23 protein-coding genes and 1 pseudogene are annotated in these 22,495 nt (G+C 61.0%); 12 read left to right on the plus strand and 12 right to left on the minus strand.

All coding sequences use genetic code 11. From position 1 onward, the window contains the following. The first annotated feature begins 54 nt into the window (after positions 1 to 54). Together poxB and ltaE are read left to right on the plus strand one after the other, a co-directional pair. A complete protein-coding gene (gene poxB, locus FUU19_RS06555) occupies positions 55 to 1,776 on the plus strand; it encodes a ubiquinone-dependent pyruvate dehydrogenase (protein ID WP_089195715.1) in 1,722 nt (573 codons plus the stop codon). A gap of 75 nt (positions 1,777 to 1,851) precedes the next feature. After that, positions 1,852 to 2,868, plus strand: coding sequence for a low-specificity L-threonine aldolase (gene ltaE / locus FUU19_RS06560; RefSeq protein ID WP_230490279.1), 1,017 nt, complete (start codon positions 1,852 to 1,854; stop codon positions 2,866 to 2,868). 29 nt (positions 2,869 to 2,897) lie between these two features. Here ltaE and FUU19_RS06565 read toward each other — a convergent pair whose 3' ends face one another. After that, complete coding sequence (locus tag FUU19_RS06565) at positions 2,898 to 3,245, minus strand: DUF1294 domain-containing protein (protein ID WP_230490278.1); 348 nt, start codon at positions 3,243 to 3,245, stop codon at positions 2,898 to 2,900. A gap of 150 nt (positions 3,246 to 3,395) precedes the next feature. Between FUU19_RS06565 and FUU19_RS06570 the strand changes: the two genes are divergently transcribed. Beyond that, a complete protein-coding gene (locus tag FUU19_RS06570) occupies positions 3,396 to 4,835 on the plus strand; it encodes a DUF2867 domain-containing protein (RefSeq protein WP_141969801.1) in 1,440 nt (479 codons plus the stop codon). A gap of 158 nt (positions 4,836 to 4,993) precedes the next feature. Beyond that, on the plus strand, positions 4,994 to 6,004 hold the full coding sequence (locus FUU19_RS06575) for an NAD-dependent epimerase/dehydratase family protein (protein WP_141969803.1): 1,011 nt from the start codon (positions 4,994 to 4,996) through the stop codon (positions 6,002 to 6,004). On the opposite strand, the gene FUU19_RS06580 is transcribed toward FUU19_RS06575, so the two are convergent. Beyond that, positions 6,005 to 6,841 carry an N-acetylmuramoyl-L-alanine amidase gene (locus FUU19_RS06580; RefSeq protein WP_230490277.1) on the minus strand — a complete coding sequence of 279 codons (837 nt, stop codon included), beginning with the start codon at positions 6,839 to 6,841 and terminating at the stop codon, positions 6,005 to 6,007. A gap of 187 nt (positions 6,842 to 7,028) precedes the next feature. Here FUU19_RS06580 and FUU19_RS06585 point away from each other — a divergent pair, with 187 nt between their 5' ends. After that, complete coding sequence (locus tag FUU19_RS06585; RefSeq protein ID WP_230490276.1) at positions 7,029 to 8,555, plus strand: DUF3300 domain-containing protein; 1,527 nt, start codon at positions 7,029 to 7,031, stop codon at positions 8,553 to 8,555. A gap of 48 nt (positions 8,556 to 8,603) precedes the next feature. Here the strand turns inward: FUU19_RS06585 and FUU19_RS06590 are convergent, their stop codons facing one another. Further along, positions 8,604 to 8,927 (minus strand): heavy metal-binding domain-containing protein, encoded by a 324-nt coding sequence (locus FUU19_RS06590; RefSeq protein WP_004928400.1) that lies wholly within the window; start codon positions 8,925 to 8,927, stop codon positions 8,604 to 8,606. Between the two features lie 159 nt (positions 8,928 to 9,086). On the opposite strand from FUU19_RS06590, the gene FUU19_RS06595 reads away from it, so the two are divergent. From FUU19_RS06595 to artJ (FUU19_RS06620), 6 genes are all read left to right on the plus strand, one after another. Continuing rightward, a complete protein-coding gene (locus FUU19_RS06595) occupies positions 9,087 to 9,629 on the plus strand; it encodes a lipoprotein (RefSeq protein WP_141969809.1) in 543 nt (180 codons plus the stop codon). 263 nt (positions 9,630 to 9,892) lie between these two features. Then, positions 9,893 to 10,621 carry an arginine ABC transporter ATP-binding protein ArtP gene (artP, locus tag FUU19_RS06600; RefSeq protein ID WP_038884338.1) on the plus strand — a complete coding sequence of 243 codons (729 nt, stop codon included), beginning with the start codon at positions 9,893 to 9,895 and terminating at the stop codon, positions 10,619 to 10,621. Between the two features lie 32 nt (positions 10,622 to 10,653). Further along, positions 10,654 to 11,385, plus strand: a complete 732-nt coding sequence (gene artJ / locus FUU19_RS06605; protein WP_004928409.1) for an arginine ABC transporter substrate-binding protein — start codon at positions 10,654 to 10,656, stop codon at positions 11,383 to 11,385. Positions 11,386 to 11,394: 9 nt separating this feature from the next. Further along, the gene (gene artQ / locus FUU19_RS06610) at positions 11,395 to 12,111 is read left to right on the plus strand and encodes an arginine ABC transporter permease ArtQ (protein WP_025159684.1); all 717 of its coding nucleotides are present in this window, start codon (positions 11,395 to 11,397) and stop codon (positions 12,109 to 12,111) included. Next, on the plus strand, positions 12,111 to 12,779 hold the full coding sequence (artM, locus tag FUU19_RS06615; protein WP_230507095.1) for an arginine ABC transporter permease ArtM: 669 nt from the start codon (positions 12,111 to 12,113) through the stop codon (positions 12,777 to 12,779). Before artQ ends, artM begins: the two co-directional genes overlap by 1 nt. Positions 12,780 to 12,978: 199 nt before the next feature. Further along, on the plus strand, positions 12,979 to 13,713 hold the full coding sequence (gene artJ / locus FUU19_RS06620; RefSeq protein WP_033637816.1) for an arginine ABC transporter substrate-binding protein: 735 nt from the start codon (positions 12,979 to 12,981) through the stop codon (positions 13,711 to 13,713). A gap of 33 nt (positions 13,714 to 13,746) precedes the next feature. Here artJ (FUU19_RS06620) and rlmC read toward each other — a convergent pair whose 3' ends face one another. From rlmC to FUU19_RS06665, 9 genes and pseudogenes are all read right to left on the minus strand, one after another. Next, complete coding sequence (gene rlmC / locus FUU19_RS06625; protein WP_230490275.1) at positions 13,747 to 14,877, minus strand: 23S rRNA (uracil(747)-C(5))-methyltransferase RlmC; 1,131 nt, start codon at positions 14,875 to 14,877, stop codon at positions 13,747 to 13,749. Between the two features lie 69 nt (positions 14,878 to 14,946). Further along, positions 14,947 to 15,426, minus strand: a complete 480-nt coding sequence (locus FUU19_RS06630; RefSeq protein WP_230490274.1) for a YbjO family protein — start codon at positions 15,424 to 15,426, stop codon at positions 14,947 to 14,949. Positions 15,427 to 15,530: 104 nt separating this feature from the next. Beyond that, positions 15,531 to 16,377: pseudogene (gene potI / locus FUU19_RS06635) on the minus strand (putrescine ABC transporter permease PotI). Further along, positions 16,374 to 17,336: a putrescine ABC transporter permease PotH gene (potH, locus tag FUU19_RS06640; RefSeq protein WP_141969814.1), complete on the minus strand. Its 963-nt coding sequence runs from the start codon at positions 17,334 to 17,336 to the stop codon at positions 16,374 to 16,376. Before potH ends, potI begins: the two are co-directional and overlap by 4 nt. 24 nt (positions 17,337 to 17,360) lie before the next feature. Beyond that, positions 17,361 to 18,494 carry a putrescine ABC transporter ATP-binding subunit PotG gene (gene potG / locus FUU19_RS06645; protein ID WP_141969816.1) on the minus strand — a complete coding sequence of 378 codons (1,134 nt, stop codon included), beginning with the start codon at positions 18,492 to 18,494 and terminating at the stop codon, positions 17,361 to 17,363. A 120-nt stretch (positions 18,495 to 18,614) separates the two neighbouring features. Continuing rightward, entirely contained in the window at positions 18,615 to 19,724 is a 1,110-nt protein-coding gene (potF, locus tag FUU19_RS06650) for a spermidine/putrescine ABC transporter substrate-binding protein PotF (RefSeq protein ID WP_141969818.1), read from the minus strand. 406 nt (positions 19,725 to 20,130) lie between these two features. Continuing rightward, positions 20,131 to 20,610 (minus strand): type III secretion system chaperone family protein, encoded by a 480-nt coding sequence (locus FUU19_RS06655; protein WP_060421651.1) that lies wholly within the window; start codon positions 20,608 to 20,610, stop codon positions 20,131 to 20,133. A 136-nt stretch (positions 20,611 to 20,746) separates the two neighbouring features. Next, positions 20,747 to 21,649, minus strand: coding sequence for a 30S ribosomal protein S6--L-glutamate ligase (gene rimK / locus FUU19_RS06660; protein WP_141969820.1), 903 nt, complete (start codon positions 21,647 to 21,649; stop codon positions 20,747 to 20,749). Between the two features lie 54 nt (positions 21,650 to 21,703). Further along, positions 21,704 to 22,006, minus strand: coding sequence for a YbjC family protein (locus FUU19_RS06665; RefSeq protein WP_033646672.1), 303 nt, complete (start codon positions 22,004 to 22,006; stop codon positions 21,704 to 21,706). Between the two features lie 230 nt (positions 22,007 to 22,236). On the opposite strand from FUU19_RS06665, the gene FUU19_RS06670 reads away from it, so the two are divergent. Beyond that, positions 22,237 to 22,485 (plus strand): GrxA family glutaredoxin, encoded by a 249-nt coding sequence (locus FUU19_RS06670; protein WP_230507096.1) that lies wholly within the window; start codon positions 22,237 to 22,239, stop codon positions 22,483 to 22,485. Positions 22,486 to 22,495: the final 10 nt, after the last annotated feature.

Below are 22,495 nucleotides of genomic sequence, written 5' to 3' on the forward strand. Positions count from 1 at the left end.
TGACACTCACCGGATCGAGTACACATCGTTTTTCAAACCATGTTTGGGGGAACCATGAAGCAAACCGTAGCCACACTGATCGCCAAAACGCTGGATCAAGCCGGCGTAAAACGCATTTGGGGCGTAACCGGCGATTCGCTCAACGGCCTGAGCGACAGCCTGCACCGCATGGGCACCATCGAATGGCTGGGCACCCGCCATGAAGAGGTGGCCGCCTTCGCCGCCGGTGCCGAAGCCCAGCTCACCGGCCAGTTGGCGGTGTGCGCCGGTTCCTGCGGCCCCGGCAACCTGCATCTGATCAACGGCCTGTTCGACTGTCACCGCAACCATGTGCCGGTGCTGGCGATCGCCGCACACATTCCTTCCAGCGAAATCGGCAGCGGCTACTTCCAGGAAACCCATCCGCAGGAGTTGTTCCGCGAATGCAGCCACTATTGCGAATTGGTCTCCAACCCGGAACAGCTGCCGCGCGTGCTGGAGATCGCCATGCGCAAGGCGATCCTCAACCGCGGCGTTTCAGTGGTCGTCTTGCCGGGCGACGTGGCGCTGCGCATGGCGCCGGAAGACGCGACGCTGACCTGGCATACCCCGGCGCTGCCGCTGGTGCAGCCGCCGATGAGCGAGTTGAACAAGCTGGCGGAAACGCTGAACAAGGCGAAGAACATCACCCTGATGTGCGGCAGCGGCTGCGCCGGCGCGCACGATGAAGTGGTCAAGCTGGCCGAGCTGCTGCAAGCACCGGTGGTGCACGCGCTGCGCGGCAAAGAACATATCGAGTGGGATAACCCCTACAGCGTCGGCATGACCGGGCTGATCGGTTTCTCCTCCGGCTACCACGCGATGATGAACGCCGACACGCTGGTGCTGCTCGGCACCCAGTTCCCCTATCGCGCGTTCTACCCCACCAACGCCAACATCATTCAGATCGACATCAACCCCGGCAGCATCGGCGCGCACTGCCCGGTCAACATGGCGCTGGTGGGAGATATCCACACCACCCTCACCGCCCTGCTGCCGCAGCTGGAGCCCAAGCGCGACCGGGCATTCCTCGACAAGGCGCTGGAGCACTACCGCAACGCGCGCAAGGAGCTCGACGGGCTGGCGACCGCCAACGATGACCAGCCGATCCATCCGCAATATCTGGCGCAGCAGCTCAGCCACTACGCCAGCGACGACGCCATCTTCACCTGCGACGTCGGCACGCCGACGGTGTGGGCCGCCCGCTACGTGAAAATGAACGGCAAGCGCCGCCTGCTCGGTTCGTTCAACCACGGTTCGATGGCCAACGCCATGCCGCAGGCGATCGGCGCCCAGGCCACCGCGCCGGATAAACAGGTGATCGCCATGTGCGGCGATGGCGGCTTCACCATGCTGATGGGGGATTTCCTGTCGCTGGCGCAGCTCAAGCTGCCGGTGAAGATCGTGGTGTTCAACAACAGCGTGCTGGGGTTCGTGGCGATGGAGATGAAGGCGGGCGGCTACCTGACCGACGGCACCGATCTGCATAATCCGGACTTCGCGGCGATCGCCAACGCCGCAGGCATCAAGGGCATCCGCGTGGAAAAAGCGTCGGATCTGGACGGCGCGCTGCAGGAGATGTTGGCGCATCCCGGCCCGGCGCTGCTGGACGTGGTCACCGCCAAGCAAGAGTTGGCGATGCCGCCGCAGATCAAGTTCGAACAGGCGAAAGGCTTCAGCCTGTACATGCTGCGCGCCATCATCAACGGCCGCGGCGACGAAGTGGTCGAGCTGGCGAAAACCAACTGGCTGCGCTAAGCAAGCTGCCCCGGTGAAATAAAGGGTATATGATGCCATGTACCCTTTTCCTCTCCCTTATATTCCAGGAACCCTATGCTTATCGATCTACGCAGCGACACCGTCACCCGCCCCAGCGCCGCCATGCGCCAGGCGATGGCTCAGGCAGAGGTCGGCGACGACGTCTACGGCGATGACCCGACGGTCAACGCGCTGGAGGCCGAGGCGGTGCGCCTGTCAGGCAAAGAAGCGGCGTTGTTTTTGCCCAGCGGCACCCAGGCCAACCTGGTGGCGCTGCTGAGCCACTGTCAGCGCGGCGACGAGTATCTGGTCGGCCAACAGGCACACAACTATAAATACGAGGCCGGCGGCGCGGCGGTGCTGGGCAGCATCCAGCCGCAGCCGATCGAGGCTGACGCGGACGGCACGCTGCCGCTGGACAAGCTCGCCGCCGCCATCAAACCCGACGATATCCACTTCGCCCGTACCCGGCTGCTGAGCCTGGAAAACACCATCAGCGGCCGAGTTTTGCCGCAGGCCTACCTGCAGCAGGCGTGGCAATTTACCCGCGAGCGGCAGCTGGCGCTGCATATCGACGGCGCACGCATCTTTAATGCCGCCGTGGCGCTGAACCTGCCGCTGAAAGAGATCGTGCAATACTGCGACACGTTCACCATTTGCCTGTCAAAAGGATTGGGCGCGCCGGTCGGATCGCTGCTGTGCGGCAGCGAAGCCTTCATTCAGCGCGCGCTGCGTTGGCGCAAGATGACGGGCGGCGGGCTGCGTCAGGCCGGCATCCTGGCGGCGGCCGGTCTTTACGCGTTGGAGCATAACGTCGCGCGGCTGTGCGAAGACCATGACAACGCGGTCTGGCTGGAGCAACAGCTGCGGCAGATCGGCGTAGAGATCGCCGAACCCGGCGCGCAGACCAACGTGCTGTACCTGCGCCAACCGCCGGCGCTGGCGGCCAAACTCGGTCCGTGGATGCGCGAACGTGGCGTGCTGATCAGCAGCGGCCCGCTGACGCGCATTCTGACCCACCTCGACGTCAGCCGTCAGGATCTGCAGCGGGTAGTTGAGCTGTGGCGGGAATTCCTCCGGCAGCACGCCTGATCGCCAGGGGCGCCGGCCGCGCCCCACCATCAGAAAATCCAGCGGCCATAAACCCAGTACCACAACCCCAGCACCACCGCCAGATTGAGCGCCACGCTGAGGATGAACCAGGTTTTAAACGGCTGCTTCTGGGTCTTATGGCGAAACAGCTGCTGTGCCGCCAGTGCGCCCAACCATCCGCCCAGCGCGCCGAACAGCAACAGCGTCGCCTCCGGTACCCGCCACCACCCTTTACGCGCTGCCAGCTTATCGCCGCCGTAGATCAGAAACGTCAACAGGTTGGCCAACAGCAACCACATCCACACCGGATGCAGCGAGAACAGGCTGGCGACCAGCGCCAGGCCCAGCAGGGCGTAACAAATCACATTGAGCTTCATGGCAACCGGTTTTTCGTTCGATAAGGGGCGCGTAGTGTGAACCTGTGCCAGGATGGATGCAACCGGCTTATACCCATACAAAAAGTGCATTTAAACCCTGAATTTGGCATCCTGTCGTTCAGCCAATCCTCTACCGCACAAGGCGGCCCGATGACACCCCAACGCGTACTGGTTCTTGGAGCCAGCGGCTATATAGGCCAGAACCTGATCCCGCACCTGATCGAACAGGGGCACCAGATTACCGCCGCCGCGCGGCGCATCGAGTGGCTGCAGGAGCGGAACTGGCCGCAGGTCAACTGCCTGTATGCCGATCTGTATCGCCCGGAAACTCTGAGCGCGGCGCTGTGGGAAATCGATACGCTTTACTATCTGGTGCATGCGATGGGCGACGGCGACGATTTTATCGAGAAGGAGCGCCAGGCGGCGGAAAACCTGCGCGACGCGCTGCGCCATGCCAGCGTTAAACAGGTGATCTTTCTCGGCGCGCTGCAGCCTAACGACGACAGCTCACCGCACCTGGCGGCCCGCCGCCTGACCGGCGAGATCTTGCGCCAGAGCGGCGTGCCGGTCACCGAGCTGCGCGCCGGCATCATCGTCGGCCCCGGCTCGGCGGCGTTCGAAGTGATGCGCGACATGGTCTATAACCTGCCGGTGCTGACGCCGCCGCGCTGGGTGCGTTCGAAGTCGTCGCCGGTGGCGCTGGAGAACCTGCTGGTTTATCTGGCCGATCTGCTGGCACACCCGGCGCAGGAGCACCGCATCTTCGACGTTGCCGGGCCGGAATACCTCAGCTATCAGGATATGTTCAAACGCTTTATCGCCATCAGCGGCAAGCGGCGCTGGCTGATCCCGATCCCTCTGCCGACGCGGCTGATTTCGGTGTGGTTCATCAGCCTGATCACCTCGGTGCCGACGCCGATCGCTCGCGCGCTGATCCAGGGGCTGAAGCACGATCTGCCCGCCGACGGCCGGCCGCTGCAGGCCCTGATCCCGCAGCGGCTGCACACCTTTGATCAAGCGGTCACCGCCACGCTGCAGCGCGAACAGGAGGTGGTCGATTCCGCCGACTGGGGCTACGATCCGGCGGCGCGGGCCCGCTGGCGCCCCGGCTACGGTTACTATCCGAAACAGGCCGGTTGTTCGCTGGACACCGCCGCCACCCGCGAGGCCCTGTGGCAAACGGTGCAGCAGTTGGGGGGCGAAGAAGGCTATTTCTACGCCAATATTCTGTGGCGCATCCGCGCCCGTATGGACGACATGATCGGCAACGGGGTGGTCTATGGCCGCCCGGCGCGCGCGACCCTGGCGCTGGGCGACGAGATCGACGGTTGGAAAGTCATCACGCTGAAGCCGCTGCGGCAACTGGCGCTGCTGTTCGGCATGAAGGCGCCGGGGCTGGGGCGGCTGAGCTTCACCATCACCGATCACGGCGATCGCCGCACGCTGGATGTGCGCGCCTGGTGGCATCCGGCCGGCTTCAGCGGGCTGCTGTATTGGTTCGCCATGATGCCCGCACACCTGTTCATTTTTCGCGGCATGGCGAAGCGCATCGCGACGCTGGCCGAGAGCCTGGACCGCCAACAGCGCTGAACGCCGTTCATTTGTCGATCAACCGCACAGTTTGCCGCTGTGCTTCGGGGCTTTCCGATTGCATAGCGCACGAAATCACGGAAGAATGGCATCTTATTTGCTGGGAGCGCCGTAAGCGCCCGCCGGTATTCCGATTTTGGGTGAGAATAGAGTCCGTTATGAAGGTATTGGTCACCGGTGCAACCAGTGGGTTAGGCCGTAACGCCGTTGAATATCTGCGTCGCCAGGGCATCAAAGTGCGCGCCACCGGTCGCAACCAGGCGATGGGCAGCCTGCTGGAAAAAATGGGCGCGGAGTTCATTCATGCCGATCTCACCAACCTGATCTCTTCGCAGGCCAAGGCGATGCTGGCCGACGTCGACGTACTGTGGCACTGCTCCAGCTTTACCTCCCCCTGGGGCACCGAAGAAGCCTTCGAACTGGCCAACGTCCGCGCCACCCGCCGCCTCGGCGAATGGGCGGCGGCCTACGGCGTGGCGCAGTTCATTCACATCTCTTCCCCGGCGATCTATTTCGATTACCATCATCACCGCAACGTGACCGAAGACTTTCGCCCGCAGCGCTACGCCAACGAGTTCGCGCGCAGCAAGGCCGCCGGCGAGCAGGTGATCCAGCAATTGGCGCTGTCCAATCCGCAGACCCATTTCACCATTCTGCGCCCACAGGGGCTGTTCGGGCCGCACGACAAAGTGATGCTGCCGCGGCTGTTGCAGATGATCAAACGCTACGGCAACCTGCTGCTGCCGCGCGGCGGCGCGGCAATGGTGGACATGACCTATCTGGAGAATGCGGTGCACGCCATGTGGCTGGCGACGCTAAAAGAAGATACGCCGTCCGGCCGTGCCTACAACATCACCAACCAGCAGCCGCGCCCGCTACGCACCGTGGTGCAGCAGCTGATCGACGATTTGGGCATGAAGTGCCATATCCGCTCCGTCCCCTATCCGATGCTCGATATGATGGCGCGCGGCATGGAGCGTCTGGGCAGCAAAAGCGAAAAGGAGCCGGTGCTGACCCACTACGGCGTCGCCAAACTCAACTTCGACCTCACGCTCGATACCACTCGTGCACAGCAAGAGCTGGGCTATCAGCCCATCGTCTCGCTGGAAGAAGGCATCGCGCGCACCGCCCGCTGGCTGAAAGACCACGGTAAGCTGCACGGCCTGTAATCAACGCGCCGCGCCGTACTTCACCAGCAGCGCATCGACAATCGCTTCACTTTCTGCATCCGGCTCGCCGCGCACATCGTCGGGCCGAAAATGCATCTGAAACGCCGCCAGCACGTTGCGCTGCTGCCGCGCATCCCACAACGGGTCTATCGCGTAACCGTAACGCGCCAGCTTTTCGAGCAGCGGCGCCATCGGTACCGGCGCATGGCGATCGCGCCCCGCCAGCAAACGCTGCACGTCCCGTTCATCCGGCCAGGCGCCGATGCCGGCCTGCGCCAGCTGCCGCCAGGGGAACAGCGGGCCGGGATCCTGTTTGCGCTGCGGCGCGATATCGCTGTGCCCCACCACGTCCTGCGGCTGGATGCCATAGCGTTGGATAATGTCGCTGCTCAGCGGGATCAGCACGGCGATCTGCTCCGCCGTATAAGGTTGCCAGTGGGTGAACAGCATGCTGCGGGTGAAGCCCTTGTTGACGATTTCGATGCCGATCGAGGTGTCGTTGAGGTTGTTGCGGCCGCGCCAGGCGCTGGTGCCGGCATGCCAGGCACGCATCGCCTCCGGCACCAACCGGTACACCGTCGGTTTGCTGTGCTCGCGCTGTGGGTGCGCCGGCAGCAGATAATGGGCGCTGACGTGCTCGTCGGTCAGCGTTTTCAGCGATGAATGGAAGTCTTCCGCCGTGTAGTGCATCACCAAAAACCGGATGCGCTGATCGGCGCCCTGTGCCTGATGCAGGGTTTCGAGCTGGTAAGCGCCGCGATCGACGAGCGTATCCTGCTGTGGATTTTGGCACCCCGCCAACAGCGCGGCGGCGATAATCCCTGGCCAAATTTTCACTTATCCTCCTGATTATCGTCCGTGAAAGATGTAACGTAACGCGATTAACCTGTATCCAATCATCACGCTCATCGAGAAATGATGACAGATAGCGCCGATATGCAAGCGAGTATTTCTCCCGACTGGCGGCCTCTCCCGCCCATGATAGTCTCAAAGTATCATCTGCGCTGAAAGAGCGGAGTCGAACATGTTCACGCCACGCTATCTGTCCTGGTTGCTCTGTGCCGCCATGCTGCCGCTCAGTGGCTGCGATCAGCAAAAAGTCGCCGGTGCGATGGGCGGGAGCACACCGCCCCCGGCCGCTCCCGCCGCCAATGCCAGTACACCGGCCTATACGCCGCTGACCGCCGATCAGCTTTACCAATTGGTCAGCCCGGTGGCGCTGTTCCCCGACAAACTGCTGGCGCAAGTGTTGGCCGGCGCGGGTTACCCTGACCAAATCAGCGCCGCGGATGCCTGGCTGGCGCAAAACCGCGGATTGCAACCTGCGGCGCTCAGCTCGGCGGCCGACGCTCAGCCCTGGGATCCCAGCGTACGCGGCCTGGTACAATTCCCCGACGTGCTCGATCAGATGGCGAAGAACATCCCCTGGACCACCGCCCTGGGCAGCGCCTACCTCAACGATCCCACCGACGTGATGAACGCCATTCAGGTGATGCGTCAGCGGGCGGCCAGCCAGGGTACGCTGAAAAACACCCCGCAGCAGCGCATCGTCGTGGCTCCCACCACCCGTTACGTTGAGCAGCAGTCCTATCGCCAGAGCGTGGTGGCGGCGCCGGGCGAAACCATCGTCATCGAGCCCAGCCAGCCGGATACGGTTTACGTTCCGCATTACGATCCCTGGGTGGCCTACGGCACGCCGATCCAGGCTTATCCAAGCTATCAGTATCAGCCTTCGGGCTACAGCGGCGGCGACATGCTGGCAGCCGGCGTGATCAGCTTCGGCGTCGGCATCGCGGTCGCCTCTTTGCTCAACCAACACAACAGCGGCTGGCACAACTGGGATATGCGCTGGGACGATCGGCGCCAGCCGGTGGTCTACCGCAATGCGCCCTACGTGTCGCATTCCACCACCGTGGTGAATCGCGTCACCAACATCAACCAATATAACAACGTCAATAATGTGAATCGCAGCACCACCAGCACGGTGAACAACTACAATACGACCCCCGCCGCGCCGACGCCGCGCTTCAATCAATCGACGCCGAACGCGGCGCCGCAACAGCCGCGCGTCGCGCCTGCAGCCCATGCGCCGATGACCATGCCGAACTTTGCGCATACCCAGCCGGTAGCGGCCGCGCCGCACGTGCAACAATCGGTCAACGCGCCCCATGTACAGCAGCCGATGAGCATGCCAACGTTCACGCATGCCGCACCTGCGGCGCCCCACGCGCAGCAGCCGATGGCCGTGCATTCAGCCCCGGTACAGACGCATCCGATGCAGACCGTCGCGCCGGTGCATCAATCCGCCGTGCGGCCACCGCTTCAGGTCGTGCCGCACGTCGCTCAGCCGGCGGTGCACGAAGCGGCCGTAGCGCCGCACCCGGCGGTAGTGCGCCCGACGCCGATGCCGCAAGAACGCGTCATGCCGCATCCGGCCCCGGCGCCGCAGATCCGCCCGTCGTTCGTTCAGCCGATACAGCATCGCCAGGAGCCGGCGCCGGTAAAACCGCAGGAGCACCGCCCGATCGTCGAGCAGCACAAGGTGGGGTAAAGCAAGAGAACGTCGCCCCGGCGTAACGGCCGGGGCGCGAGAATGGCGTTAGCGGCTGACTTTCACCGCGGTGCCGCTGACGGTCACCATCAGCATGCTGCCGTCTTTGCCAACGGTTTCATAATCGATATCAATGCCGACCACCGCGTTGGCGCCCAGCTCTTTCGCCTGATCTTCCAGCTCTTCGAACGCGATCAAGCGCGCCTTGCGCAGCTCTTTCTCGTAGGCGCCCGAACGGCCGCCGACGATATCGCGCACGCCGGCGAAGAAATCACGAAAAATGTTGGCGCCGAGGATCGCTTCGCCGGTCACGACGCCGCAGTATTCGGTGATGGTAAACCCTTCCAGGGTCGGGGTAGTTGAAAGCTGCATCAGAATTCCTTGTTTGATTAATTCAACGTATCTATGACCAGAAGATTGGCGTTATGTTCGCTTAATCAATGGCACGCAGTACGAATGCAAGGCCAAAAAACGCATTTATACTGTAAGCTATCGGTCTTCATGGTAGAGACTTTCACATAAGGTAATAAGATGAAAACAAAAACGATTGCGGCTGTTTTACCCTTAGCGCTGCTGCTGAGTGCCTGTACCACGGTGGAACCGGCATACAAGGATATCGGCACTCGCAGCGGCAGCTGTGTGGAAGGCGGCCCGGATACGGTCGCGCAAAAGTTCTATGATCTGCGCATCCAGCAGGGCGCCGGCCTGCCGGACAGCAACCGCCTGGCGCAGCTGCAACCTTACCTGAGCAAAGTGCTGTATCAGGATCTGGTCAGCGCCGGCCAGAACCCGGGCAAGTATCGGATAACCGGCGATCTGTTCTCCGGCAATGCGCAGGGGCCAAGCAGCGCGTCCGTCGCCAGCGCCTCGACCATTCCTAACACCGATGCGAAAAACATCCCGTTGCGCGTTGACTTGAGCTACCAGAAAGACGCCAACAGCACCGTGAACTGGCAGGACGAAGTGCTGATGGTGCGCGAAGGCACCTGCTGGGTGGTTGATGATATTCGCTACCTGAATGTTCCAGCGCACGCCACCAACGGCAGCGTACGCCAGGTGCTGGAAAACCAGTAACCCGCGATACCCCGGCCGACGCGGGCTTGCCGCGTCGGTCATCCCCGCTGCCGCCAGCCGCTCAAATTTCGTCCAATAGAAAAAATTTCGCTACCGATCTCACAGCCTGCACCACAAATCCCCTCCCTCGGCTTGAGTCGCGGTATCTTGTGCTAATCTTTTACTGTCCCGCCGCACACTCATAAATTTTAACGCACAAAGATTGCATAAGTATTCTGTGGAAGTTAACATTTGCGGCATCAATGTCTATTCAATTCTGGCGCATGAGTATTCAACTTAACGGTATCAATTGCTATTACGGCGCTCACCAGGCGCTGTTTGACATCACGCTGGATTGTCCAGCCGGGGAAACCCTGGTGCTGCTTGGCCCAAGCGGCGCCGGGAAAAGTTCATTGCTGCGGGTGCTGAACCTGCTGGAAATGCCGCGTTCGGGCCAACTGCAGATCGCCGGCAACCAATTCGACTTCAAGCAGGCGCCGGGCGAGAAAGCCATCCGCGAACTGCGCCAAAACGTCGGCATGGTCTTCCAGCAATACAACCTGTGGCCTCACCTCACCGTGGTTCAGAACCTGATCGAAGCGCCTTGCCGCGTGCTGGGTCTGACCAAGGCTCAGGCGATGGAGCGCGCCGACAAGCTGCTCAAGCGTCTGCGCCTGACCGACTTCGCCGATCGCTTCCCGCTGCACCTTTCCGGCGGCCAGCAGCAGCGCGTGGCGATCGCCCGCGCCCTGATGATGGAACCGCAGGTGCTGCTGTTCGATGAACCGACCGCGGCCCTAGATCCGGAAATCACCGCTCAGATCGTCAGCATCATTCGCGAACTGGCCGGCACCGGCATCACTCAGGTGATCGTCACCCACGAAGTGGAAGTGGCGCGCAAAACCGCCAGCCGCGTGGTGTACATGGAAAACGGCCACGTGGTGGAGCAAGGCGACAGCAGCCACTTTACGCAGCCGCGGACCACCGAGTTTGCCAACTACTTATCACACTAACAATTAACTTGCTGTAATTTGGGGATTTTGCGATGAAAAAACTAATAATCGCCGCCGTTCTGGCCGGCATCAGCGTTTCCGCCTCCGCAGCCGAAACCATCCGTTTCGCTACCGAAGCCTCCTATCCTCCATTTGAATTTATTGACGCCGGCAACAAGATTCAGGGTTTTGACGTCGATCTGGCCAACGCCCTGTGCAAAGAGATGCAGGCCGAGTGCACCTTCACCAACCAGGCGTTCGACAGCCTGATCCCGAGCCTGAAATTCAAGCGTTTCGATGCGGTCATGGCCGGTATGGACATCACGCCGGAGCGTGAAAAGCAGGTGCTGTTCACCAAGCCGTACTACGATAACTCGGCGCTGTTCATCGCGCAGAAAGGCAAAATCGCCGACGTGGCGGCGCTGAAAGGCAAGAAAGTGGGCGTGCAAAACGGCACCACCCACCAGAAATACCTGACCGACAAGCACCCGGAAATCACCACCGTGCCTTACGACAGCTACCAGAACGCCATTTTGGATCTGAAGAACGGCCGCGTTGATGCGGTGTTCGGCGATACCGCGGTGGTCAACGAATGGCTGAAGCAGAATGACGCGCTGGCGGCAGTGGGCGCCAAAGTGACGGATAAAGACTACTTCGGCACCGGCCTCGGCATCGCGGTGCGCCAGAAGAACACCGATCTGCAGGGCAAGTTCAACGCCGCTCTGGACAAGATCAAGCAGGATGGGACCTATGAAACCATCTACAAAAAATGGTTCCAGCAGTAATACGCCCCGATGAATGAATTACAACCTTTAGCAAGCGCCGCCGGCATGACCGTCGGCCTTGCCGTTTGCGCCCTGATCCTCGGGCTGATTCTGGCGATGCTGTTCGCCGTATGGGAATCGTCCCGCTGGAAAGCGGTCAGCTGGCTCGGCACCGCCTGGGTGACCGTGCTGCGCGGCCTGCCGGAAATCCTGGTGGTGCTGTTTATCTATTTCGGCTCGTCGCAGCTGCTGCTGATGCTCTCCGACGGCTTTACCCTCAACCTCGGTCTGTTCCAGCTGCCGATTCAGTTGGCGATAGACAATTTCGAAGTCAGTCCGTTCCTGTGCGGGGTGATCGCTCTGGCCCTGCTCTATTCCGCCTACGCTTCGCAGACGCTGCGCGGCGCGCTCAAAGCGGTGCCGCAGGGGCAGTGGGAATCCGGCCAGGCGCTGGGACTCGGCAAGGCAGCGATCTTCTTTCGCCTGATCATGCCGCAGATGTGGCGCCACGCCCTGCCCGGCCTCGGCAACCAGTGGCTGGTGTTGCTGAAAGACACCGCGCTGGTGTCGCTGATCAGCGTGAACGATCTGATGCTGCAAACCAAGAGCATCGCCACCCGCACCCAGGAGCCTTTTACCTGGTATGTGATCGCGGCGGCCATCTACCTGCTGGTGACGCTGTTCAGCCAATACGTCATCAAACGCATTGAGCTGCGCGCCACGCGCTTTGAGCGGGGGCCGGTCTGATGATTGAGTATTTACCGGAGATCCTCAAAGGGTTGCACACCAGCCTGACGCTGACCGTCGCCGCGCTGATCGTCGCGCTGCTGCTGTCGCTGCTGCTGACGGTGATCCTGACGCTAAAAACGCCAATCCTGACGCCGCTGGTCAAGATCTACGTGACGCTGTTCACCGGCACGCCGCTGCTGGTGCAGATCTTCCTGATCTACTATGGCCCCGGCCAGTTCCCGGCGATCCGCGACTACCCGTGGTTGTGGAACCTGCTGTCGCAGCCCTGGCTGTGCGCGATGATAGCGCTGGCGCTGAACAGCGCGGCCTACACCACGCAGCTGTTCTATGGCGCGGTACGCGCCATTCCCGCCGGGCAGTGGCAGTCGTGCGAAGCGCTGGGCATGTCGCGCCGGCAGACGCTGCGCATCCTGCTGCCATTCGCCTTCAAGCGCGCGCTGTCGTCTTATTCCAACGAAGTGGTGCTGGTGTTCAAAAGCACCTCGCTGGCTTACACCATCACGCTGATGGAGGTGATGGGCTGTAGCCAGCTGATGTATGGCCGTACCTACGACGTCATGGTATTCGGCGCCGCGGGCCTGGTGTACCTGTGCGTTAACGGCCTGCTGACGCTGCTGATGCGGCTGGTGGAGCGCCGCGCGCTGGCATTTGAACGCCGCAACTGAGGCCGCCTCCCCCTATGAGCCCCGCCATCGTGCGGGGCTTTTTTTTATCTCCACGCAATATTTAATCATTCATATTGCATTTTAATTCACTCAGTGGCAGGGTTATCAGCAGACGCACGCGCAAAAACCTCTGGCGATTACCAGTAAAAACAAACGATAGCGAATAATCACTTTCAGGATTCAGACAGGAGCTCTACGCATGAAAAAACTGCTGCTTGCCGCGACGATGTTGGCCGGGATCACCTTTAACGCCACCGCGGCCGAGACCATCCGCTTTGCCGCTTCCGCCACCTACCCGCCGTTCGAATCGCTGGACGCCAACAACCAGATCGTCGGCTTCGATATCGATCTGGCCAACGCGCTGTGCAAGCAGATGCAGGCGCAGTGCACCTTCACCAACCAGGCATTCGACAGCCTGATCGCCGCGCTGAAATTCAAGAAATACGATGCGGTGATTTCCGGTATGGACATCACGCCGGAACGCAGCAAACAGGTCGCTTTCACCCAGCCTTACTACGCCAACTCGGCGATCGTGATCGCGCAAAAAGGCAAGTTCAGCTCGCTGGCGGATCTGAAAGGCAAAAAGCTCGGCATGGAAAACGGCACCACCCACCAGAAATACATGCAGGACAAGCACCCGGAGATTAACACCGTCTCTTACGACAGCTACCAGAACGCCATTCTGGAGCTGAAAAACGGCCGTATCGACGGCGTGTTCGGCGACACCGCCGTGGTGAACGAGTGGCTGAAAACCAACCCGCAGCTGGCGCCGGTCGGCGAGCACATCACCGATGCGCAATACTTCGGCACCGGTCTCGGCATCGCGGTGCGCCCGGACAACCAGGCGCTGCTGGCCAAGCTGAACGCCGCGCTGGACGCCATCAAGGCCGACGGCACCTACAAGGCCATCAACGACAAGTGGTTCCCGCAATAAACAATTAAGGCCCGGTTATCCGGGCCTTATGTTTTATAAACGCCGCACCAACAGCGTCAGCACTTCGTAGTGCGCGGTATGCGGGAACATGTCAAACAGCTGCACCCGTTCGATGCGATACCCCGGCAACATCTCGATATCTTTCGCCATGCTCTCGGCGTTGCAGCTGGAATAGAGAATATAGTCCGGCGCCATTCGGCTCAGATAGTCGCACAGCGCCTGGCCGATGCCGCGCCGCGGCGGATTGACCAGCACCAGCTGCGGCACCTGGCCTTCGGCGGTGGCGAAGCGGGTGGAATCGAGCGCCTGAAAATCGACGTGCAACAGCCCTAACCGCTGCGCCGACTGGCGGGCGCAGGCGATCGCTTCTGCACTGATTTCGATGCCGGTCAGCCGCGTTTGCGGCTGCGCGCAGTGCAGGCCGAAACCGCCGACGCCGCAGAACAGATCCCACATGCTGTCGATACCCAGCGCCCGCACCCAGTCGCGGGCGGTGGCATACAGATCGGCGGCCACCTGCGGGTTGGTCTGGAAGAAGCTTTGCGGGCGGATGAACAGCGGCACCTGATTGAACCGTTCCTCCAGCGCCTGCTGTTCGGTCAGCGCGATCTCGCGCTCCCCTTCCATGATCGCCATGTGCACCGGCTGAATATTGGCGGAGATCACCTTGAGCTGCGGCAGCTGCTGCTGCAGCCACGGCAGCGCGGCGCGCAGCTGCGCCAGCTTGGTTTCCGAGCGCAGCACGAAGCGCAGCATCACGCCGCCGTCGAGCGTGCTTTCGGTCAGCAGCAGGTACTTCAGCTCGCCGCGTTTGCGCGCCACGTTATACGGCGTCAGGCCCGCACGGGCGATAAAGCTTTTCAGCACCGCAAACATCGGCGCAAAGGCGGCGGGATACAGCGGGCAGTCGCTCAGATCGACCGGCGTGCCGTCGCGGTGCAGCATGCCGAGCAGCGGGCGCTCCACGCTGCCGCTGACCACCATCTTGGCTTTATTGCGAAATGCGCTCAGCTCTCCTGCCACCGGCTGCAGCCACTGCGCGACGTCGCGCCCGGCCAGCAGCGATTGCAGGTGATGCTGTTTGTCGGCCAGTTGCTGCGGATAGGGCTTTTCCAGCCACTGACAGGAACGGCAGGTGCCCGCCGTATACAAAGCGCAATGCATGAAGATTACCGTGAAGTTCAGGATGACGAATTAAGGGCGCAGAGTTTACCACTCCGCGCGCCTAAAATCTCACTTGCGCGCGGCGAAGAAGCGGCGGCTGGCGGCAGGAACGAACAGCAACGCCAGGATCACCGCGTCGGGGATCTTTTGCAGGATCAGAACGTGCAGAATCTGGCCGCTGGTTTCCCCTTCCACGGTAAACACCTCGGGGAAGACGCTGCCGATGGTGGCCAACAGCAGATAAAGTACCACGATGCACTGGCAGGCCACGTAACCCCAGCGCCCCCAGTTGCGCCCGCGCATCACCGCAAAGCCGCAGCTGATTTGCAGGCACAGCAGCATCAGGCCGGCCAGAAAAATAAGGGTAGAATCCCACGCCTGCGCGCTGGTGCTGACAAACTCCTGCGCACCGTCGACGCCCAGTTCGCCCAACAGCAGCACCACGCTGATACACTTGATCGCGACCATGGCGGTACCCGCCACCATCACCGGCACCGGCGCATCCGAAGTCGATCTCATTCCCTGCCCGCTTTTCAGCATGTCTGACATATCCGTGTTCCGCTACGACGCGCCACCAATACAGATGGCGCATGTAAAGTCAGGTAGTTAGTTGCAATACTTATTGATTGCAAAAATAGCAGGTTTGTTACGATTCAGCTACGGGCCGCCCGCTGTAATTCACGCGATCGTTGTTTTTCCGAGCGCGCCATAAACCACCAGGCGATCAGGCCGAGAATGCCCACCACCAGCAGGATCAGGCTGGCCAGCGCGTTAATTTCCGGATTCACCCCCATACGCACGCTGGAGAACACCAGCATCGGCAGCGTGGTGGCACCCGGCCCGGAGACGAAGCTGGCGATCACCATATCGTCCAGCGACAGGGTGAACGCCAGCATCCAGCCGGAGATCAGCGCCGGCGCGATCATCGGCCAAGGTGATAACGAAGAACACCTTCAGCGGCGGCGCCCCCAGATCCATTGCCGCCTCTTCAATCGAGCGATCCACCTCGCGCAGGCGCGAGCTGATCACCACCGCCACATACGCGGTACAGAAGGTGACATGCGCCAGCCAGATAGTGAACATGCCGCGCTCCGACGGCCAGCCGAAAGCGTGTCCCATCGCCACGAACAGCAGCAACAGCGACAGGCCGGTGATCACGTCCGGCATCACCAGCGGCGCGGTCAGCATAAACGCAAAGCCGGTCGAACCGCGAAAGCGGCCGAAGCGCACCATCACCACGGCGGCGATGGCGCCCAGAACCACCGCGGCAGTGGCAGAAGCGGCGGCGATGGTCAGGCTGAGCCCCACCGCGCTGATCATCGCCGAGTCGTGGAACAGTTCGGTATACCAGCGCGTGGACCAGCCGGCCCACACCGTCACCAGCTTGGAGCTGTTGAAGGAGTAGATCACCAACATCAGCATCGGCGCATACAGGAAGGTAAAGCCGACAGTCAGAATGGCGATACGCCACGGTGAACGTACTACCGGCAAGTTGTTCATTCCTGCCCCCCCATTTCCTTGTTCTGGTGTTTGTGGAACCACAAAATTGGCACGATCAGCAACAACAGCATGATGGTAGCGACCGCCGAGGCTACCGGCCAGTCGCGGTTATTGAAGAACTCCTGCCACAGCACGCGGCCGATCATGATGCTGTCCGGCCCACCGAGCAGTTCCGGGATCACGAACTCCCCCACTGCCGGAATGAACACCAGCATCGAACCGGCGATGATGCCGCCGCGCGTCAGCGGCACAATCACGCTGAAGAAGGTTTTCAGCGGCCGGGCGCCCAGATCCAGCGACGCCTCCACCAGCGAGTAATCCAGCCGGATCAGCGCCGTGTAGATCGGCAGCACCATAAACGGCAGATAGGAATAAACGATGCCGATATACACCGCCAGGTTGGTGTGCAGGATCACCAGCGGCTGATCGATCACCCCCAGCCACATCAGAAAGTTATTCAGAATGCCGTTGTTTTTCAGAATGCCCATCCAGGCGTAGACGCGGATCAGGAACGAGGTCCAGGAAGGCAGGATCACCAGCAGCAGCAGAATGTTGCGGGTTGACGCCTTGCTGTGGGCCACCGCCCAGGCCAGCGGATAGCCGATGATCAGGCAACACAGCGTCGAAACCGCCGCCACACGCAGCGACTGCAGATAGGCGTCGATATACAGCGGATCGTCGGTCAGCTGCAGGTAGTTGGCGAAGTTGAGCGCGATGTTCAGCTTGCCGTCCGCCCAGCTCAGCAGCTCGGTGTAGGGTGGCACCGCCAACGCCAGCTCCGCCAGGCTGATCTTGAACACGATCAGGAACGGCAGCATGAACAGCAGCGTCAGCCATAAATACGGCAGCGCGATCACCAGCTTGCGGCCGTGAGCCATCAGCAGGCGGTGGAACAGCGCCTTTAAGGTGCCGGGCGTTTTGGCCGGCGGTTCCGGCGTGCGTTCAGAAAGCAGGGTCATACGGGTTTCTCCTCACCGGCTCCACTACACCGTCAACACGACGCAGCTGTCGGTTTCCCAGCACAGACGCACTTCATCGCCCCAGGTCGGCATCCCCTTGCGGAAACGGTGGCCGTTTTGCAGCTGGGCGCTGATAATCTGCCCGCTGTGCAGCTTCACGTGATAGATGGACAGATCGCCCAGGTAGGCAATGTGCGCCACTTCCCCCACCGCGAAGTTGCAGCCGTCTTCCGGCACCTGTTCGCACAGCAGGATCTTCTCCGGCCGCAGCGCCACCTGGATCGGTACGCCATCCACCACCGAGGCGTCCGGATCGACCTTGATCGCATGGCGCAATCCGGGGCTTTGCAGGATCAGCGCGTCGTCGTGCCGCGCCTGCAATACGCAGTCGAAGACGTTGACCGAGCCGATAAATTCGGCGCTGAAGCGGCTGTTCGGATGCTCGTAGATCTCTTCCGGCTCGCCGATCTGCACGAACTTGCCGCGGTTCATGATAGCGATACGCCCCGCCATGGTCATCGCCTCTTCCTGATCGTGCGTCACCATCACGCAGGTCACGCCGACGCGCTCGAGAATATCGGTCACTTCCAGCTGCATGCGATCGCGCAGCTTCTTGTCCAGCGCGCCCATCGGCTCATCCAGCAGCAGCAGCTTCGGCCGCTTGGCCAGGCTGCGCGCCAGCGCCACCCGCTGCCGCTGGCCGCCGGAAAGCTGGTGCGGCTTGCGCCTGGCGTACTCCTGCATGTGCACCAGCGCCAGCATTTCCGCCACCCGTTCGGCGATTTCCGCCCGCGGCATTTTGTCCTGCTTCAGGCCGAAGGCGATGTTCTGCTCTACCGTCATGTGCGGGAACAGCGCGTAAGACTGAAACATCATGTTGATCGGCCGCTGGTACGGCGGCACGTGCGACATATCCTGCCCATCGAGCACGATCTGCCCTTCCGACGGCTGTTCGAAACCGGCCAGCATGCGCAGCAAGGTGGACTTGCCGCAGCCGGACGGGCCGAGCAGCGCAAAGATTTCGCCCTTATAGATGGTAAGGCTGACGTCTTCGACCGCGTTCTGCCCGTCGAAGGTTTTGGTGAGGTTACGGATTTCCAGCAGAGGGGTGAAAACCTTCTGCGACTTGGCTTGAGGGCGAGGGATGGCGTCGTTCAATCGGGGTGCTCTCCGGCATAAAGCGGCACAAAACCACGGCGAGCGCCGTGGCCCAAAACGGCAATGCAGGCGGGGCACCCGCCTGCCGGTTTAACGACGATGGGGGACTATCCCCCATCATCACTTCCCGCTTTTAACTTTAGTCCATGCGCGGGTAATGACACGGTCCAGCTTCGGCGACTGCACGTTGAGCGTGAACAGCTTGGCGCGAATATCGGCCGGCGGATAGACGTTCGGGTTATCGCGCACCTCGGCGTTCACCAACGGCGTAGCGTCCTTCACCGCATTGGCGTAGTAAACGTGATTGCTGATGTCCGCCATCACGTCCGGCTTCAGCAGGAAGTTCAGGAACTGGTAGGCGGCGTCCTTGTTCTTGGCATCTGCCGGCATGGCGAACATGTCGAAGTAGGTCAGTGCCCCTTCTTTCGGGATCGCATAGGCCACGTTCACGCCGTTCTTCGCCTCTTTGGCGCGATTGGCCGCCTGCATCACGTCGCCAGACCAGCCGATCGCTACGCAGATGTCACCGTTCGCCAGATCGTTGATGTACTGGGAAGAGTGGAAATAGCGGATATTCGGCCGCAGCTTCAACAGCAGATCGTTGGCCGCGCCGGTATAATCCGCCGCGTTGGTGCTGTTGGGGTCTTTACCCAGGTAGTGCAGCACGGTGGCGTAGACTTCGCTTGGCGCATCAAGGAAGGAAACCCCGCAGCTTTTCAGCTTCTCGAGGTTTTCCGGCTTGAAGATCAGATCCCAGCTGTTGACCGGCGCGTCTTTGCCCAGCGCCGCCTTCACCTTGTCGACGTTATAGCCAATGCCGGTGGTCACCATCATGTAAGGGATGCCGTATTTGTTGTCCTTGTCGTTATGCGCCACCAGCTTCAGCATCTCGGGATCGAGATTTTTGTAATTGGGGATTTTGCTCTTGTCGAGCGGCTCGAAAATGCCGGCCTGCGACTGACGCTCGAGGAAGTTGGACGAAGGAACCACCAAATCGTAACCGGTGCTGCCCGCCATCAGTTTGCCTTCCAACACTTCGTTGGAGTCAAAGACGTCGTACACCACTTTGATACCGGTTTCTTTCTGGAATTTGGCCAGGGTATCCGGCGCGATATAGTCGGACCAGTTATACACGTGCAGCGTTTTATCTTCGGCTGACGCCGTGACGGACGCGGCCATCAGCAGGCCGGCAACCACACCCGATAACCACTTTTTACGTTGGGTGACCATCCGTAACTTCCTCCAAAACAGGGTGAATCATAGAATTGAACTTGTATCTGCAGCGATACAAAACCTTTCCTGATTGAGCGCAATCGTTGCAACCGCGAACTGAATGGCTATGCATATGATTGCATGCGCCTTTTCTCACTGCCCTGCTCGCGTGGTCACAAGGGAAATCGCAAGCCCTTTGCAGAATCAGCAGCATAGCCGCTGCCACCGCAACCCGCCAGCCCCCAGGGTAAAAAACGCCTTTTATCGATTTTTTATGCAGTTTTTCTCTATGTGATACGCCATTAACGGCACAAAAGGCGAGAAAGATCGGGCGGCCAAGGCCAAAATGCAGAATATTTTATTGCGGAGGGGAATAACGGCAGCATGCCGCCGGAGCGACGGCATGCTTAAGGTACAGCGAGGATCAGTGCAGCATCGGCTGACGCGCGGCGCCAGCGGGGATCTCTTCTTCGTCCCCCATAAACAGCAGATCGTTCGCCCGCGCCTCGAGGATCACCATCGAGACCTGCTCTTCACCCTGCTGCATGAAGTGGGTGAACTGCTCGTAGGTGATGCCGACCGCCACGCTCAACGACTGGCAGACGATCAGCTTCGGCAGGTTGTCGTCCTGAATGTCGACAAAGGCTTTGATGGTCAGCGAACTGGCGTTGATTTGGCTCAGGTCCGCCACCAGCGGGATCAGGGCGGTCGGCTTCACCTCGGCCAGCGCGGAGAACAGGATGACGTTGTCCACCAGATCTATCTTGGCGTCGAACACGCCGTCGAAGTTCTGCATGTGCGGCAGGTGCAGCGCCTGGCAGGAATCGCACTCAAAGAAAGAAATGCCCGACTGATCCAGCCAGCGCCGCAACAGCGCCAAATCGGGGACAATGAGTGAATCCATAATAACCAGCCTCACAATATTCAATACGCGAAAAGGCGCATAGCTTACGGAATATTCACCCGATACGCCACGATCAATGCGGCTTAATTCACTAATTAAGATATTGCTCGGCGGGAAAAGCGCGCCGACCGCTCCGTTAACCGCCGGATTTCAGGCGAAAGCCAGGCCGGCCGCGCTGCTCGATGTATTCGATCATCATGCCGGCGATATCCAGCCCGGTGGTGGTTTCCACCCCTTCCAGCCCCGGCGACGCGTTGACCTCCATCACCAGCGGGCCGCGCTCGGCGCGCAGGATATCCACCCCGGCGACGTCCAGCCCCAGCGTGCTCGCCGCTTTCACCGCGATCGCCCGTTCTCTGGCGGTGATGGTCACCTTGCGGGCGGTACCGCCGCGGTGCAGGTTGGAGCGAAATTCGCCGGGCTTGGCCTGCCGTTCGATGGCGGCCACCACCCGGCCGCCCACCACCAGGCAGCGCACATCGCTGCCCTGCGCTTCGCGCACGTATTCCTGCACCAGGATATGGGCGTTCAGGCCGCGAAAGGCATCGATCACGCTTTCCGCCGCCTGGCGGGTTTCCGCCAGCACCACGCCGATGCCCTGCGTGCCCTCCACCAGCTTGACCACCAGCGGCGCGCCGCCGACCAGCTCGATCAGATCGCCGGTGTCGTCCGGCGAATGGGCGAAGCCGGTGATCGGCAGATCGATGCCCTGGCGCGCCAGCAGTTGCAGCGAACGCAGCTTGTCGCGGGCGCGGGTAATGGCCACGGATTCGTTTAACGGGTAGCTGCCGAGCAGCTCGAACTGGCGCAGCACCGCGGTGCCGTAAAAGGTGATGGCGGAGCCGATGCGCGGGATCACCGCGTCATAGCGTTCCAGCTGGCGGCCGCGATAGTGAATGGTCGGCGCCGCTGGATTGATGTTCATGTAGCAGGAGAGCGGATCGATGATATCGATGCTGTGCCCGCGATCTTCCGCCGCGTCACGCAGACGCTTGCATGAGTAGAGCGTTCCGTCGCGAGAAAGAATGGCAATTTTCACTCGTCACTCCAAAAGCCAACGCCTGCCCGGCAGGCGGGTTAGCGGCCGCGGCACTCAGGCGCGCGGATCGCTGTCCTGATTATCTTTCGATTGCGGTTTACGGCGATCGTTTTCCGGCGGCAACCCACCGCGCATCAGCGGCCCAAACCCCTGCACCACGCGCCACACCAGAAACGCCGCCGCCGGCACCATCAGCGCCACGCCGAGGAAAATCATGCCGACCGCCGCCTGCTGCGACGCCAGCCAGCCCGGCAGCTGCAGGTGGCCGTGAATGCTGAGGTAGGCCAACACCAGCATCACGATGCCCAGCCCTTCCAACACCAGCACCGGGCGCGGTAAGTCACCGAATGAACGCATATTTTTCTTCTCCAGAAGGTCTGCCCCCAGTGTAGTGAATTCCCGTCGGCGGCGACAGCCCCGGCAGACTAATTGGTTACATGAATCAGATTAACAGGTAATTCCTGCTTTTTTTTCATGGCCTCAACGGGCATAGTAGGCGCCATCTGACGCAGGTAATGACTTTTTCGGTGACGGGATGTCGTTGCAATAGCGAACCATTTATTGAAAATCCAATTAAGGAGCGTTGCATGTTTGCAGTAATCTTCGGGCGTCCTGGCTGTCCTTATTGTGTCCGCGCTAAAGAACTGGCGGAAAAACTGACTGAAGAACGCGACGATTTCAACTTCCGTTACGTTGACATCCACGCGGAAGGCATCACCAAGGCCGATCTGGAAAAAACCGTCGGCAAACCGGTTGAAACCGTGCCGCAGATCTTCCTGGATGAGAAGCACATCGGCGGTTGCACCGATTTCGAAGCTTACGCCAAAAACACCTGAACCTGTTCCA

This window comes from Serratia montpellierensis (genome assembly GCF_020858655.1).
GTDB lineage: Bacteria > Pseudomonadota > Gammaproteobacteria > Enterobacterales > Enterobacteriaceae > Serratia > Serratia montpellierensis.

Bases quoted from the DNA above. Each gene is read 5' to 3' on its own strand.
- artP (WP_038884338.1), top strand. From the start codon at position 9,893: ATGAGTATTCAACTTAACGGTATCAATTGCTATTACGGCGCTCACCAG.
- ltaE (WP_230490279.1), top strand. From the start codon at position 1,852: ATGCTTATCGATCTACGCAGCGACACCGTCACCCGCCCCAGCGCCGCC.
- artJ (WP_033637816.1), top strand. From the start codon at position 12,979: ATGAAAAAACTGCTGCTTGCCGCGACGATGTTGGCCGGGATCACCTTT.
- artJ (WP_004928409.1), top strand. From the start codon at position 10,654: ATGAAAAAACTAATAATCGCCGCCGTTCTGGCCGGCATCAGCGTTTCC.
- FUU19_RS06595 (WP_141969809.1), top strand. From the start codon at position 9,087: ATGAAAACAAAAACGATTGCGGCTGTTTTACCCTTAGCGCTGCTGCTG.
- FUU19_RS06670 (WP_230507096.1), top strand. From the start codon at position 22,237: ATGTTTGCAGTAATCTTCGGGCGTCCTGGCTGTCCTTATTGTGTCCGC.
- artQ (WP_025159684.1), top strand. From the start codon at position 11,395: ATGAATGAATTACAACCTTTAGCAAGCGCCGCCGGCATGACCGTCGGC.
- poxB (WP_089195715.1), top strand. From the start codon at position 55: ATGAAGCAAACCGTAGCCACACTGATCGCCAAAACGCTGGATCAAGCC.
- potF (WP_141969818.1), bottom strand. From the start codon at position 19,724: ATGGTCACCCAACGTAAAAAGTGGTTATCGGGTGTGGTTGCCGGCCTG.
- potH (WP_141969814.1), bottom strand. From the start codon at position 17,336: ATGACCCTGCTTTCTGAACGCACGCCGGAACCGCCGGCCAAAACGCCC.
- rlmC (WP_230490275.1), bottom strand. From the start codon at position 14,877: ATGCATTGCGCTTTGTATACGGCGGGCACCTGCCGTTCCTGTCAGTGG.
- FUU19_RS06590 (WP_004928400.1), bottom strand. From the start codon at position 8,927: ATGCAGCTTTCAACTACCCCGACCCTGGAAGGGTTTACCATCACCGAA.
- FUU19_RS06570 (WP_141969801.1), top strand. From the start codon at position 3,396: ATGACACCCCAACGCGTACTGGTTCTTGGAGCCAGCGGCTATATAGGC.
- FUU19_RS06565 (WP_230490278.1), bottom strand. From the start codon at position 3,245: ATGAAGCTCAATGTGATTTGTTACGCCCTGCTGGGCCTGGCGCTGGTC.
- FUU19_RS06630 (WP_230490274.1), bottom strand. From the start codon at position 15,426: ATGTCAGACATGCTGAAAAGCGGGCAGGGAATGAGATCGACTTCGGAT.
- FUU19_RS06575 (WP_141969803.1), top strand. From the start codon at position 4,994: ATGAAGGTATTGGTCACCGGTGCAACCAGTGGGTTAGGCCGTAACGCC.
- FUU19_RS06655 (WP_060421651.1), bottom strand. From the start codon at position 20,610: ATGGATTCACTCATTGTCCCCGATTTGGCGCTGTTGCGGCGCTGGCTG.
- artM (WP_230507095.1), top strand. From the start codon at position 12,111: ATGATTGAGTATTTACCGGAGATCCTCAAAGGGTTGCACACCAGCCTG.
- FUU19_RS06585 (WP_230490276.1), top strand. From the start codon at position 7,029: ATGTTCACGCCACGCTATCTGTCCTGGTTGCTCTGTGCCGCCATGCTG.
- FUU19_RS06665 (WP_033646672.1), bottom strand. From the start codon at position 22,006: ATGCGTTCATTCGGTGACTTACCGCGCCCGGTGCTGGTGTTGGAAGGG.